This is a genomic window from Psychrobacter sp. K31L, from assembly GCF_017942195.1.
Taxonomy (GTDB): Bacteria; Pseudomonadota; Gammaproteobacteria; order Pseudomonadales; family Moraxellaceae; genus Psychrobacter; species Psychrobacter glaciei.
This window is the reverse complement of the sequence record NZ_JAGKSC010000003.1, coordinates 90,855-105,260: the sequence shown is the minus strand read 5'-3', so window position 1 is coordinate 105,260 and position 14,406 is coordinate 90,855. Positions and strand designations below refer to the sequence as shown.

Sequence of the window (14,406 nt, the reverse complement as noted above, 5' to 3'; positions counted from 1 at the left end):
CACTTAAAAAATATCGTCATGCCTCAATAACCCTTGTAAGTCACTTTCAATAAACACCTTATCAATTAAAACTTTAGAACATTGACTGACATATTTTGGCAACACACTAACACAACTACAACTGAATTCGATATTATGATAAGCGTACTTCACAGTCCATATATAAATTTGATAAATGAAGTCATATGTGTTGTAAATCAAAAAGGATGAGTGGTAGATAAGTTGGGATAAGCTGTTCTATATCACAGAAAAAATAACTAAGGCTTATTTCTTTATGTCCTGTGCCGTTCTAGACGGCAGCGTTCAAAGAGCTTGCTTTGAAGTTACTGTTACAATCTGTTGATGTTTTTTTCCGAACAGAATCCTATTTTGGTGGTCAGGATAATTTGTTCATTAGAAAAAGTAAAATGTTCAGCAGACTCTAAGTTTAGGGCATGTCCTCATTTTGAATAGCTGAGAAAAAAAGCGCTTCACAACTTATGTGAAGCGCTTTTTATGTCTAGATTTATGTGACTGCTATATGTAAATCTATTCAGCTTGTTTATGACTGAGGATGATCTGCATCATGCCTTTCACGCAATTTTTGACGCAATACTTTACCGACGTTACTCTTTGGTAGTTCGCTGACAAATTCGATATGACGTGGACATTTATAGCCGGTCAAATTATCCAGTGCAAACTCTTTGATGACACTTTTGGTGACGTTGTTATCCTCTGGCACGATATAAATTTTCACCGCTTCGCCTTGATGTTCGTCAGGAATACCAATAACTGCACAATCAATAATACCGTCACACTCGAGCATCACAGACTCAATCTCATTCGGATATACGTTAAAGCCTGAGACCAAAATCATATCCTTTTTACGATCTAATAAGGTGATATAGCCTTTTTCATCCATGCTGACGATATCACCAGTACGGAAATAACCATCGCTAGTAAAGTCATCACTACTGTCTCTGTTGAGATAACCTGACGTTGTGTTAGGACCTTTGACACACATCTCGCCAGCTTGGTTCAGACCCACACGATTGCCATCATCATCGATCATAATGACATCGACACTAGGAAGTGGTAAGCCGATAGTGCCGTTAAAATTGCGGTCAGTTACTAAGTTATTAGTACCTACTGCCACACCTTCAGTCATACCCCAGCCTTCAATCATTGGACAACCTGTGACCTCCAACCAGCGTGCGGCTGTTTGCGGAGTGGCTGCCATACCACCTGCCTGTGAGAGGTGCAGGGTGCTAAAATCTAAATTTTTAAAGTTTGGATTATCAAGCAATCCTTTAAATAAAGTATTAACGGCAGGGAATATATGGAACGGCTGTTTTGATAAGGTTTTGATAAAACCTGGTATATCTCGCGGGTTAGGTATCAAGATAAAAGTGTGGCCCGAGCGCATGCCTAACATACTAAGCATAGAGGCAAAAATATGATATAGCGGTAAAGCCATAACCAGATTGATGTATACCTCGTTAATTTCTGAGGTAATAGGGCGGAACCACGCTTCAGACTGCATAGCAGCGGCTACAATATTACGCTGAGTTAAAATGGTTCCCTTAGACAGACCCGTTGTACCACCGGTATATTGTAAAAAGGCCGTTTTATCCAAAGACAGTTTCGGCTTTTGGAATGGCAGGTTTCTACCTTTTTTAAGGACGTCAGGAAACTTGGTTATCTCATGCTTAGGATCATCAAGCTTGTATTTAGGTACGAGACGTTTTACCTGACGAATGATGGTATTCACTAAGATACCTTTGAGACCCATCATATCGCCCATTTTTGAGAGGACAATACGCTTAATATTGGTCTCGTCGATGACTTGCTCAAGCGCTTGGGCAAAGTTATCAACCACAAAAATAACCTTAGCGCCTGAGTCATTTAATTGATGGCGCAGCTCACGACCCGTATAGAGTGGATTGACAGGCGTACAGGCGTAACCGGCACGCAAGATACCAATCATCGTCGGCAAATATTGCGGGACGTTTGGCATCATCAGTGCAACCACCGTGCCTTGAGGTAAGTCCTGAGCTTGTAACCATGCAGCAACGGCTAGTGACGCCTTATCAATGTCATCGTACGTATGAGTAACGCCCATACAGATACTCATTGGATGCATGCGGAAGCGATCAAAGCATTCTTCGTATAGCTCTACTATGCTGTTATATTTATCTGGGTCGATCGACTTCGGTACGCCTGCCGGATATTGGGCAAGCCAAGGTTTATTTAACGTCATAGTCAGCGTCCTTGCGAGTTAATATAGGTTAAAGTTTAGTGAGAAAGCAGTCATATCCGCATCAACAAAATAAATCAGTGCTGACGTGGACTGGTGTCCGCTAAGAGCGATAACATCCTTATTTATCAACTGGTTGGTAAAATTTTTCGCTATTATATGGTTCTACTTAATTATTTTTAGGGTAAATAATTAACTGAGATGAAAAAATGGCTGAGTAACAAAAACAGTATTTATTCCGAATATTTTTAATCTGTTATTTACAACCAAAGTATCAAAAGAACGATATATTTAAACAATACATTAGCATGAATATGGTTTAAAACAATACCAGTATGTGATACTGAGTAGTACATAAAATATACTAAGAGATACAGTTGATATGTGATGTAGGAGAAACAAGTCTAATTATGATGAGGTTGATAATCTATCAAAGCGCTATTTCAAAACTATAGCCGACTTTCAATAAAATAGATACGTCAATAAACATGTGTCACTAAAATTGAGGCTATGAAAATTTGTCACAGTAGACTGTATCAATTCTAAAGTCAGTCGCTTGTATTACGGTGAAAGGAACTGCTCATGTTTGTTAAAAAAACGCCGATAAATAAGCAACGCGCTAATAGTGCATCCTAAAGTACTGCTAACACAGATTAAAAACATCGTGACAATTTGATAGCGTACCGCTTGAGTAGGATCTGCACCCGCCAGTATTTGCCCTGTCATCATCCCTGGCAAGCTGACAATACCAACCACCAGCATAGAGTTCAGCGTTGGGGTCATACCATTGATGATGGCCGCTCGTATCTGCTCATGCACGGCTTCAAAGGGCCTGGCAGAGAGGCTGAGCATCATTTCAATACGTCCTTGCTGCTCATGAAAAGCTTCAATCAACTGATTGCTGGTCAATGAGATGGCGGTTAAAGAGTTGCCTAGTATTAAGCCCAATATAGGGATGACGAATTGCGGCGTATACCACGGCTGCACTCTTAATATCACAAAGATGGCGATACTAGTGACCAATACGGCTGATAGGCTGACAGCGAGGAGGGTGTCGATGAATAAACCTTTGTAGCTGCGTTTGACACGATTTTTGGCTGCGCCTCCTGCAATCAAGGTCATGATAGTCAGTATGAGAAGGACTTCATACCATTGCTCACGAGCAAAAATCCATGCCAGAATCAAACCGATAAAGCTCAGCTGGACTATAGTACGAACAGCCGCCGTTAATAGTGTTTTGGTTAATGTTAAGCGTAGTCGCCATGACAGGATAAGGACGATAATAATTAAGCTGCTGGCAAGCGCAATATCACCGTAAGTGAGGAATATTTGCATATCATCCGTACTGCTCATAGCTGCTCATTATTAATGTCGTTAAGGTGAGGGAAATAAGTATTAGGGGCAGTCACGATTAAAAGTCGATTATGAGATTAGCGCATTTTGGTTAATACGCCTGCCTGCATGTGCCAATGCCTGTCGGCTAATGGCATGATATCTTGTGTATCATGAGTCACCCATAATATGGTGCGCTGTGCATCGCCGCGCAACCAGTTAACCAGTAGATTCACTAGCTGGGTTGAGGTATGGATGTCTAAAGCCGCTGTAGGCTCATCTAATAACAATAGCTGTGGGTTGAGTTGCAAAAGACGTAAAGTATTGACCAGTTGGCGTTCGCCACCAGAGAGATGACTTGCCTCTTGCTGTAAAAAGTCAGCACTGCGCTCTAAATAGACCAACTGAGCGATATGCCAGTCGATATCAAAGTCAAGATGTTGATGCGCTTGTAGACGATAGGGCATCTGTAAGTTTTCAAGCACCCGGCCTTCTAGCAGCTGTGGGTTTTGAGCCAGTAGGGCGATGCGTGTGCGCCACTGGGTCGGCGGTGTATCATGAATGCTTTTATAACTGTCGCTATTTGATGCATCATGACTGCGCAAACAAATCTCACCGCTGCTCATCGGCAATAGTCCTGCAAGCACACGTAGCAGTAAAGACTTGCCACTGCCAGAAGCGCCTGTCAAAACGGTTATTTGCCCTGCTAACAGTGTACCGCTAACGTCATTTATCAATACCTTTTTATGCGTCGGCAACCTCTGATCGGGGGTCGATATTTTCTTAAACTTGGTCATCCATTTATCGTAGATGGCAGATACGTTATGGGTTTGCGTTTTAACTGTACGTCGTTGATCATCAGTGTTGATTGGCGTGATACGTTTGCTATGTACCCAGAGATGTTCAAATTCAACGATAGGCGTGTCAGTATCAAGGCTCATAGGTCAGAATCATTGTGCATTTATAGGCTGGTTAATCGCTTCTTGTAAAGCATCACGTAGCTTTTTTGGGACACGAATCGGTCGCATGGGCGAGGCGCTAGCCACGGCAGTATCCGACTCATCATAAGACACAGGCTCTGTCCTGACTTGATTTTGCACACAAGCGATGACGATTTTGGTGCTACTTAATAAACTGTTTTTAGCGTTGGCATTGTCATTCGTATGATCGGTAGAAGAGCTGTTTGAGCCATGACGATGAATGCTCTGATAAAAAATAATGCTGGCAGGTTTTAATTCGACTTTATCGATACGTACATTGATGATTTCGTCTAAAAGAATGGCTCTTTTGTATTGCAAATCTGCTTGACTCACGACAAAATGCTGTACTTGACCATCATCGGTCTGCAAGAAATACCCATTTAAACCCAGTTGACCAAACCAGTCACGGCGGCAGTTTTCAAAAAACACCAAGTGATTGGCATGGTAGACTATACCGCCAGCGTCAGTATGATTAATATAGACATTGTAGTCTTTGGCAAATAACGGCGTAGTTTCATTTGCTGTCGTTGGTAAGGCGTTGGTAGTTTTGCTAATAGTGGTTGTCATAACAATGCTCAATAATTATTTTAATAAGTGTTCCGTGATAGCCATGATCCGATACACAAGATTTGATAGCAATCATACGAATAACAACTACTCTAGCGTAAGATATCAGGGCGCGCAACAGCTAGGTCAGTCTGCCTCTGTTATGATAGTATTTTATGTATGGTCACATCCCAGCTCTGTATATTAGCAGCGTATTTTCATCAATTAGTATAGGATAATTTATGACCCGTTTTGTCAGTTTTAATATCAATGGTATTCGTGCTCGTCAACATCAGCTGGAGGCGGTACGTGAGGTAATCGATCCTGATGTGATGGGTCTACAAGAAACCAAGGTACATGATGAGCAGTTTCCACTAGAAAACATAGAAAGCCTTGGTTATCACGTAGAGTACTTTGGGCAAAAAGCCCATTATGGCGTGGCACTCTTGTCCAAGGTTGCGCCAATATTTGTGCAAAAAGGTTTTCTTGGCGAAGATGTCGAGGCGCAGAAGCGTTTTATTCACGCACGATATGAGTTTGACGGTCGTGAAATTGACGTACTCAATGGTTATTTTCCACAAGGAGAAAGCCAAGATCATCCGACCAAATTTCCCATGAAGCGTGCTTATTATGCAGATTTGATGGCGTATATTGATGCTTTAAAGGCGGAAGGGCGCTCGCTCATTATCATGGGTGATATGAATATTGCCCCAGAAGATATCGACATTGGTATCGGCGAAGTCAATGCAAAGCGCTGGCTTAAGAATAGAAAAACCTCATTTTTACCAGAAGAGCGCGAATGGTATGCAGCCCTGATGTCACGCGAGCTGACTGACACCTACCGTCTGTACTATCCAGAGAGTACAGAGTTATACAGCTGGTTTGATTATCGCAGTCGTGGTTTCAACGACGAGCCTAAGCGCGGTCTACGTATCGACCATATCTTGTGCACCTCAGACCTAGTCGATGACTGCGTCGATGCTGGTATCAGCTATGAGCTACGTGCCATGGAAAAACCGTCTGACCATGCACCGATTTGGTCGGCATTTAACTTAAGCAAACCCTAATAGTATTCTGTTTATAACTATGAAAATTGAAAAGTAAGGAGGTCTCTATGGCTGTTGGAAATATTGCAGTACCGAATACTATTTACCCAATTGACGGTATCAAGTTAAGTGCTACTGCCGCAGGCGTACGCTACAAAGATCGTGATGATTTGGTCGTGATTGAGATTGCTGAGAAAGCAACCAGTGCGGTCGTCACCACTAAAAACACCTTTTGTGCCGCGCCAGTGCGAGTATTACGTGAGCATTTTACTAAGGCTAGCCCACGTTATTTGGTCACCAATACTGGCAATGCCAATGCAGGGACGGGCGCTGATGGCAAGCGGCGCGCTGTTGATATCTGTACAGCGCTGGCAAGTAAAGCTGGCGTGGCTGTCAGTTCTGTATTGCCGTTTTCTACGGGAGTGATTGGCGAGCCCTTAAATAGTGAGGCGGTCATCGCTGGTTTAGATGAGGCACTTGCCAGTTTAGCTGCTGATAATTGGCTGGCGGCGGCGAATGGTATTCGCACCACAGACACGATTCCTAAGCTTGCTAGTCAAAAAATCGACGTGGCGGGTGTCAGCTATCATATTACGGGCATGTCAAAAGGCTCAGGTATGATACGACCAAATATGGCGACCATGCTGGGCTATGTGGCAACAGATGCCAACATTGCTGCTGACTTATTACAAGAGATGTTAAGCGCCATTAATGAGCAGTCTTTTAACCGCATCACCGTCGATGGTGATACGTCGACCAACGACTGTTGTGTGTTGATCGCCACAGGTAGAGCTAGCTCAAATATTATCGACAGCCCAGAACATCCACATTATCAGCCTGTTTTTGAGGCATTAACCGAAGTATTTGTTCGTCTGGCACAATTAATCGTGCGTGATGGGGAAGGCGCTACCAAGTTTATAACTGTCAAAGTCACTGGCGGTAAGATGACGCAAGAATGCTGCGATGTGGCATACGCGGTTGCACATTCACCGCTAGTCAAAACCGCATTCTTCGCCAGTGATGCCAATTGGGGTCGTATCCTCGCCGCAGTAGGTTATGCTGGTATCGAAGATTTAGATACCGAGCAAGTCGATGTCTATCTAGATGAAGTCATGATTTGCCAAAATGGTGGTGTTGCGCCTAGCTATACGGAAGCGGCGGGCAAAACGGTCATGAGCCGTCCTGAAATTACCATTCATATTGATTTGGCACGTGGCGACGCTAGCGATACGGTTTATACTTGCGACTTGTCTTACGATTACGTCAAGATAAATGCCGATTACCGTAGCTAATTATTGAAATGGATGTTAATTAAGGCGTCCTCTCAATCTGAACGAAAGCGATTAAATGGTCGGAGTAATGATTAATTCGGCCATTTTTTTTTGCAATGTCAAATATATATTGGATTGGTCTGCTTTTTAATACGTTTGACTAACATGAGTTGCAAAAGCTGACGTTACTTTACAAACCAGTCATAGAGGATAAGTCGCTTGGCGACATATACTAGCCTCAGTAAACAATAGACGATACTGCTGAGAAATTATCAGCTTTGTTTGGTTGTCTAAATTGACTTTGCCAGTATGGTCACAAATGCCTTACGTTTTGAGCGTCTATAAATGATTAAAACGAGTTCAAACAGGCAATAATGAATATTACTTAACTGAGGATTGAATAATGAAAAAATTAGCACTTGCCGCATTGATGACTACTTTCGCCCTGTCAGGTTGTTCTACTATGGGTATGGACAATGAGCGTACCATGGTCGTTGAAGGTCAGACTATGAATGTTAAAGTTATTAACATTCCAAGCTTTGAAGTAGAGATTGCACCGCGTAAAGCAGTTTGTGATCTTATGACTGCGAATGGCACCAAAGTTGAATCAGAGTGCTTACAGTATCGCCAAACTTATCAGAAAAACTATACAACTCTAAACGGTAACATCCAAGGCTTCACTTATGAGCCAAATTACCGCTATGTTTTGGACGTACGTCAAGAAGCGATGATGAATGAGACCACCAACATGGTTAAGCCAGTTTGGATTTTAAACGAAGTGGTTTCAAAAACTGCTGAGTAAATGATCACACGGCCTAGTCAGAATAAAAAAGACCTCTAATTCATTAGAGGTCTTTTTTTCATGAGTGTTTATGAGAATCACATCACGACAGTCTACACCGACATTAATTATATTAGCATTGACTATATTTTACACTGACACCATGACTTGCAGTGGGTATGCGGTTATCAGCATAAACAGCAAGACCCCCACGTGAGGTTTCTTTATACTTATCTAGCATATCAGCCCCAGTTACTTTCATCGTTTCAATCACCTTATCTAAAGAGACAAAGTGCTGACCATTGCCACGGCAGGCGAGACGTGCCGCGTTGATCGCTTTTACCGCGCCCATCGCATTGCGTTCAATACAAGGGACTTGAACTAAGCCGCCAACAGGGTCACAAGTGAGACCTAAGTTATGCTCGATACCAATTTCAGCAGCATTCAAGCATTTGGCAGGATCTCCGCCCATAATCTCAGCCAATGCAGACGCGGCCATTGCACATGCAGAGCCAACTTCACCTTGACAGCCAACCTCAGCACCAGAGATTGAAGCATTTTGTTTGATAAGGCTACCGATGGCAGTGGCATTTAACAAAAATTTATAGACACCGCTTTGGCTGTAGCTTGGTAAAAAATCACGATAGTAATGTAGGACTGCCGGTATGATGCCAGCGGCACCATTGGTAGGAGCGGTCACCACTTTACCGCCATTAGCGTTTTCTTCGTTGACGGCGAGCGCATACAAATCAACCCAATCCATCGCGGCTAATTTATCGGTTTTTGTAATGGGTTGGTTCTTCTCCGCACACAGTTGTGAATATAGATCTTGAGCGCGGCGTTTGACATCTAAGCCGCCAGGCAAAATACCGCCATTTTCACAGCCTTGTTTGACGCAGTCTTGCATCACGTCCCAAATGCTATCTAAGTAGGCAAAAACCTCTGTTTGATCGCGGTAATGACATTCATTCGTGAGGACTAAGTCACTGATACTCAGCCCATGCTGGCGACATTGCTCTAATAACTCGGCGGCGCTATTGAAAGGATAGGGAATACTATCAATGGTGGGGCTAGCATGGTCTTCATCTGGATTGGTGGCATTCTCTTCATTAATCACAAAGCCACCTCCAACTGAGTAGTAGGTCTGCTGATAACGAGTACCATCTACCAATAATGCTCGAAGCGTCAGAGCATTAGGATGATAGGGTAGGACGGTATCATCGTACCAATAGATATCACGCTCTGTGTCAAAAGCAATCGTATGAGCACCTGATATGTTCAGACTTTTTTCTGAAAATATGGGTGCCAAGTAGTTGCTGGTCAGACGTGTATCGATGGTGCTGGGCGTATGTCCGAGTAACCCTAATAAAATGGCGGTATCCGTTGCATGCCCTTTACCGGTCGCAGCCAATGAACCGTAAAGCTCAATCTCAATACTGTCTATAGCGGTCAGCTCCGCTTGCTTGAGCAAAGACGCCAAAAACAAGTTCGCCGCTACCATCGGACCGACGGTATGTGAGCTTGAGGGTCCAATACCAATTTTAAATAAATCAAAAACACTAATCATAATAAGCTACCAAAAATTTTAAGTGCATCAGCATAGGTTATCGATTGGCTTCAGCACTGGCATGAAAAATATAATAAACCGCCCCAACCAACAAGTACCGATAAGTGTTTAGTTTGGGGTGTTGTCTATGAAAGTATGTAAACATGGAAGTACATGTGACGAGTGAATAATAACTTTTATTTATTATTAAACTCCGTTATGATGCTTGGAGCCAACGTTTATGTAACATCCTGTAAGTTGGTTGTCGCTGTGAAATACGTCAGGCAAAAATGATTTAGACGGTAGTTCAAGTAGAACATATCCGACCTTATACATCTAGCAAAACATAGCTATCATACCAAATAATACTTTTGGTTTGCTACCTTACAACATAAATGAATGAATTGGGTGACATATTATAAGAGGTATGGTGTTGAGTCTCGGCTTTTATCGTTATTTTTAGCCAGCTACTTCTATTTATTGACGTTCAACTTTATCTCAGTTTTTATTCATCCAGTTATTTTAGCCTATTATTAGCTCCGCCCACATAGGACAAGCATGCATGACATCTCCCACCGATAACTCCTCTCAATCAGACAAAAGTTCTGAAGCATTACCTGCTCATAATGCATTAGAAGCGGCTGGTATTTCTTCAGCAGCCATGAACTATCCAAAAAATCCAGATTTTGAAAATGGTCGTTGGTTTCCGACTTGGCGACCTTATGGTGGCGATTTAGATCGTGATCCGGTCGGTATCAATGAGTATTTGCCACCGTCAAAAAGCATATTACTGGGTGTGCAGCATACTTTTGCGATGTTTGGTGCGACGGTGCTTGCGCCACTGTTAATGGGTTTTGACCCTAACCTCGCTATTTTGATGTCAGGTATTTGTACTGTGATGTTCTTTATGATCACGGGTGGGCGCATGCCGAGCTATCTGGGCTCCAGCTTTGCCTTTATTGGCCCCGTCATCGCTGTGACTGCATATGCAGGCGTAGGCTTCAATGACAACTTAAATGTCGCCTTGGGCGGTATTATGGCCTGCGGTATCATTTATGCTTTGATTGGGCTGCTGGTGATGAAAACGGGCACAGGCTGGATTGAGCGTCTGATGCCACCTATCGTCACTGGTGCTATCGTGATGATTATTGGTCTAAATTTGGCGCCAGTGACCATTCAAGGAGTGTCTGCGAATCAGTTTGATGCTTGGATGGCTACTTTAACCGTGTTGCTGATTAGTGGTGTGGCTGTGTTCACGCGCGGTATGTTACGTCGACTTTTATTATTGGTTGGCTTGATATTGTCATACGTCGCTTATTTTGTGATGACCAATGTGATGGGTTTTGGTACGCCCATTGATTTTAGTGGGGTGTCTGCTGCTTCATGGTTTGGGTTGCCAAGCATTCATACGCCTCGTTTTGAGATGAGCGCCATTATCTTGATCGCACCAGTGGCGTTTATTTTGGTCGCCGAAAATCTGGGACATTTTAAAGCCGTAGAAGGCATGACTAAGGCTCGTGTTACCCCTTATATGGGTCGAGCATTTTTAGCGGATGGCTTAGCAACGACTTTTTCAGCAGGATTTGGTGGTACAGGTGTCACCACTTATGCAGAAAACATCGGTGTCATGGCGGTAACTAAGGTGTATAGCACCACGATTTTTGTCGTAGCAGGTTTAGTGGCTATCATATTGGGGCTTTCACCAAAATTTGGTGCAATCATTCAGACGATACCAGCGGCCTTATTGGGCGGTGCGTCTATTATAGTATTCGGACTTATCACTGTTGCTGGGATCAAAATTTGGATAGACAGCCACATTGATTTTAGCAAAAACAGCAATCTAATCATCGCCGCTGTCACTGTCATCATGGGAACGGGTAACTTTAGCCTGCATTTAGGTGGCTTTGATTTGGGCGGTATCGGCACGGCTACCTTGGCGGCTATCGTACTCAATGCATTATTCAATCGTCAAAAAGACTGATTGATTGTCATTTAAGCATCACGTTTCAAATGAGGGCGTGTCATTATTTTAATCTTCACGGTCTAAATGATGACACGCCCTCATTAAAGCTATACGCCAAATAAAACGTAAATATAAATAAGCGTACCTGTATAACTATTTATATTTACGCTTATAAAACCGTGAGAAAAACCGATAGCGACGTAGTGCGCGCGGCTTGGGTTTTAATGAACCTAAGTAAATGGCAAACATCGTCAAGAGCGCGCCGCTCCATTGCAAAGTATTAATCGGTTTGTCCAACCAAGTATAATCAATGACCAATGCGGCAATTGGTTCAGATAGCAGTAGTAATCCAGTCAGCGCCAAAGACAGCTTGGGGATAGAGTATGCAATCAGACCCCAAGCCAAGCACTGCATGACCGTACCATAAATAAGTACCCAAACAATCTCAGACCAACTGTTGGGCAAGATATTGCCCATATCAAACAAAAACATCGGAATAATCATCGCCAGCACACCGCCGATACTAATCAATTGCATGAGCATAAATATCGGTGTTGGCTCGGTGTCATGCGTCTTACGGATAAATGTCATTGATGCTGCCAGCATCGCTCCTGAGACGATACCCGAGATAAACCCCCAAGTTGCGGCACTATTATGTGCAAATTCAGGGCTACCTATCATCGCCACTCCAGCCATCGCTAGAAATAGACTGATAAGCTGTAATATAGATTGCCGTTCATTAAAATATAAAAACCCAATCGCCGCTAAAAAGAAAATCTGTAAGCTATTAAGTAAGGTTGAAATGCCAGGCCCGACAGCATAGATACTCTCGTGCCAAAGTGCCAAATCGAACCCCAAAAATGCGCCTGACAATAAACCATAAAAAATGGCACGTCTTGAGCGTGGCAAACGTTGTCCCATGATTTTTGCCAAGATAGCAAAGACCACTCCTGAGATGGCGAGTCGCCAAAACGACATGGCCCAACCGCCGATATCAACGTGCGCGACGATTAAACTGCCCAGACCAAATATAATGCAACCAATAACCAAGCCAATAGGTGCAGAGCGTGAAGCGGCAATAGCCATAGGTTGTCCTTAGATTAATCACGTTTAAATGAGTTGCGTTCTTTCTTTAACATTACTGTGCTCACGGTACAATGCACACACCCCACATTGTCGAGGTTTTAGACTTAAAATGAAATGGTTGAAATATAATTTATTCTTATGATGATTATATTTTTGAAAGAACCAAGTATGGTAAGCGTGTGGGAAAATGGGCGCTGATAGTCAGCTAACGTCAGCTATAGTGAGTGAAAAGTAATATCGGTACATCACGCACTGCTGATATCCATTTTTCTTGCTTGCTGTGCCTGCGCAGGCAGAGGCTACAAAAAATTAATATCAGCAATACCGTCGCGTTTTTAGGATATTTTGACTATATATAATAGTGCTTATATCATCGAGTCGCATCCTTACAGGAATAGCATTGGCGTGAAGGTCGCGATTTGCTAATCTGTGTTTTATTACTCTCTTAAAGTGTTCAACATAGTTTCTACTACTTTTAGCCTAGGTTTATTTATGCATCGACGTACTCAATCAAAAAAGTCGCTTTCTTTGATATTTGGATCGCAACTAAAAATGGCACGATATGGCATTCCTATGGGCTTATTCGTCAGTGCGCTATTTATGATGCCGACTGCACAAGCTGCCAGCTGTAAAATACCCAAAAGCTATTATAAGAATGTCTCTTGTACCGCGAGTAGCGGTTATTTTTTGGCAACCAAGGACTTCGGTGCGCCAGTGGCGCTGCTAAATAGTAAAGGCAAAAAAGTCGTTGATTTATCACGCTATCAAAAAGTCGATGCAGATAAGATAGCTGGTGGCTTACTACCCGTGCTGCGCAATAGTCACGTCGGTTATCTCAACATGCAGGGTCGTGAGGTGATACCGGCGACCTACGACATGCTAAAGGAAAGTCAGGGTTGGGCGCGTCCGGTATCTGATGGACGTATCGTGGTCAAAAGAGACGGCAACTATGGGGTCATCGATACAGCAAATAAGACCATCGTGTCGTTTTCTGCGTCAATCAGTGATATTGATGATTATCGTGGCGGTGTGACGCAAGTACGTAAAAATCAAGCGACCAGTTGGCTGGATAAAAACGGCAAAGCGACTAGCAATCCAAATGGTAGTGACAGTAATAATAATGAGCCGTCGTCTGCAAAGCAAACCGCCAATAGTAGGTCTGCTACAGCGTCAGCACAATCTAGGCAAGCAGCGCCCAATCGTTTTACGACGTTACAGCCACGTCAGCAAGACGGTCGATGGGGTTTTGTCGATGAAAACAATGTGACGATGATTACTTATTCATTTGATGATGCTCGTCCTTTTTCAGAAGGACTAGCTGGCGTGCGCATTGATGACAACTGGGGCTTTATCAATTTGGGCGGTGAGCTGGTGATTCCTTTTCGCTTTGATAAGATGGGTGTGTCGAGTGGTGACAGTTACCAAGGCAAGCCTGCCTTTACATTTGCAAATGGTAAAGCGTGGATTGGTAACCTAAAAAATGGCAATAAGATGTGCATTGATAAAGAAGGGGTCAGTGTTGGTTGTGATTGATGCGCTCACTCAAACTAAGATACAAAAAAGCGTGCCATGCTTATGAGTAATACATAGCATTGCACGCTTTTTTATCGCCAATGATT

Annotated in this window: 11 protein-coding genes; 5 read left to right on the top strand and 6 right to left on the bottom strand. The window is 43.1% G+C overall.

Annotated elements, in window-relative coordinates:
- Positions 1–541 precede the first annotated feature (541 nt).
- The 4 genes from J5X94_RS05975 to J5X94_RS05960 all read right to left on the bottom strand — a co-directional run bounded on the left by J5X94_RS05975 (position 542) and on the right by J5X94_RS05960 (position 5,115).
- Complete coding sequence (locus J5X94_RS05975; RefSeq protein ID WP_189585026.1) at positions 542–2,239, bottom strand: AMP-binding protein; 1,698 nt, start codon at positions 2,237–2,239, stop codon at positions 542–544.
- Between the two features lie 558 nt (positions 2,240–2,797).
- On the bottom strand, positions 2,798–3,589 hold the full coding sequence (locus tag J5X94_RS05970; protein WP_210540609.1) for an ABC transporter permease: 792 nt from the start codon (positions 3,587–3,589) through the stop codon (positions 2,798–2,800).
- A gap of 77 nt (positions 3,590–3,666) precedes the next feature.
- A complete protein-coding gene (locus tag J5X94_RS05965) occupies positions 3,667–4,509 on the bottom strand; it encodes an ABC transporter ATP-binding protein (protein WP_210540608.1) in 843 nt (280 codons plus the stop codon).
- A 9-nt stretch (positions 4,510–4,518) separates the two neighbouring features.
- On the bottom strand, positions 4,519–5,115 hold the full coding sequence (locus J5X94_RS05960; protein ID WP_210540607.1) for a hotdog domain-containing protein: 597 nt from the start codon (positions 5,113–5,115) through the stop codon (positions 4,519–4,521).
- A gap of 221 nt (positions 5,116–5,336) precedes the next feature.
- Between J5X94_RS05960 and xthA the strand changes: the two genes are divergently transcribed.
- From xthA to J5X94_RS05945, 3 genes are all read left to right on the top strand, one after another.
- A complete protein-coding gene (gene xthA, locus J5X94_RS05955; protein WP_210540606.1) occupies positions 5,337–6,161 on the top strand; it encodes an exodeoxyribonuclease III in 825 nt (274 codons plus the stop codon).
- 47 nt (positions 6,162–6,208) lie between these two features.
- Positions 6,209–7,432 carry a bifunctional glutamate N-acetyltransferase/amino-acid acetyltransferase ArgJ gene (gene argJ, locus J5X94_RS05950; RefSeq protein ID WP_210540605.1) on the top strand — a complete coding sequence of 408 codons (1,224 nt, stop codon included), beginning with the start codon at positions 6,209–6,211 and terminating at the stop codon, positions 7,430–7,432.
- Positions 7,433–7,814: 382 nt separating this feature from the next.
- On the top strand, positions 7,815–8,213 hold the full coding sequence (locus tag J5X94_RS05945; protein WP_010202007.1) for a DUF4377 domain-containing protein: 399 nt from the start codon (positions 7,815–7,817) through the stop codon (positions 8,211–8,213).
- Positions 8,214–8,325: 112 nt separating this feature from the next.
- On the opposite strand, the gene J5X94_RS05940 is transcribed toward J5X94_RS05945, so the two are convergent.
- Positions 8,326–9,759, bottom strand: a complete 1,434-nt coding sequence (locus J5X94_RS05940; RefSeq protein WP_010202005.1) for an L-serine ammonia-lyase — start codon at positions 9,757–9,759, stop codon at positions 8,326–8,328.
- A gap of 541 nt (positions 9,760–10,300) precedes the next feature.
- Here J5X94_RS05940 and J5X94_RS05935 point away from each other — a divergent pair.
- Positions 10,301–11,719 (top strand): solute carrier family 23 protein, encoded by a 1,419-nt coding sequence (locus J5X94_RS05935; RefSeq protein ID WP_210540604.1) that lies wholly within the window; start codon positions 10,301–10,303, stop codon positions 11,717–11,719.
- Positions 11,720–11,854: 135 nt separating this feature from the next.
- Here the strand turns inward: J5X94_RS05935 and J5X94_RS05930 are convergent, their stop codons facing one another.
- Positions 11,855–12,787, bottom strand: coding sequence for a DMT family transporter (locus J5X94_RS05930; protein WP_194619777.1), 933 nt, complete (start codon positions 12,785–12,787; stop codon positions 11,855–11,857).
- A 492-nt stretch (positions 12,788–13,279) separates the two neighbouring features.
- On the opposite strand from J5X94_RS05930, the gene J5X94_RS05925 reads away from it, so the two are divergent.
- Positions 13,280–14,320: a WG repeat-containing protein gene (locus J5X94_RS05925; protein ID WP_210540603.1), complete on the top strand. Its 1,041-nt coding sequence runs from the start codon at positions 13,280–13,282 to the stop codon at positions 14,318–14,320.
- Positions 14,321–14,406: the final 86 nt, after the last annotated feature.

Excerpts from the sequence above, each read along its gene's own strand:
- J5X94_RS05945 (WP_010202007.1), top strand. The coding sequence starts at position 7,815 with ATGAAAAAATTAGCACTTGCCGCATTGATGACTACTTTCGCCCTGTCA.
- argJ (WP_210540605.1), top strand. The coding sequence starts at position 6,209 with ATGGCTGTTGGAAATATTGCAGTACCGAATACTATTTACCCAATTGAC.
- J5X94_RS05935 (WP_210540604.1), top strand. The coding sequence starts at position 10,301 with ATGACATCTCCCACCGATAACTCCTCTCAATCAGACAAAAGTTCTGAA.
- xthA (WP_210540606.1), top strand. The coding sequence starts at position 5,337 with ATGACCCGTTTTGTCAGTTTTAATATCAATGGTATTCGTGCTCGTCAA.
- J5X94_RS05960 (WP_210540607.1), bottom strand. The coding sequence starts at position 5,115 with ATGACAACCACTATTAGCAAAACTACCAACGCCTTACCAACGACAGCA.
- J5X94_RS05930 (WP_194619777.1), bottom strand. The coding sequence starts at position 12,787 with ATGGCTATTGCCGCTTCACGCTCTGCACCTATTGGCTTGGTTATTGGT.
- J5X94_RS05940 (WP_010202005.1), bottom strand. The coding sequence starts at position 9,759 with ATGATTAGTGTTTTTGATTTATTTAAAATTGGTATTGGACCCTCAAGC.
- J5X94_RS05925 (WP_210540603.1), top strand. The coding sequence starts at position 13,280 with ATGCATCGACGTACTCAATCAAAAAAGTCGCTTTCTTTGATATTTGGA.
- J5X94_RS05975 (WP_189585026.1), bottom strand. The coding sequence starts at position 2,239 with ATGACGTTAAATAAACCTTGGCTTGCCCAATATCCGGCAGGCGTACCG.
- J5X94_RS05970 (WP_210540609.1), bottom strand. The coding sequence starts at position 3,589 with ATGAGCAGTACGGATGATATGCAAATATTCCTCACTTACGGTGATATT.
- J5X94_RS05965 (WP_210540608.1), bottom strand. The coding sequence starts at position 4,509 with ATGAGCCTTGATACTGACACGCCTATCGTTGAATTTGAACATCTCTGG.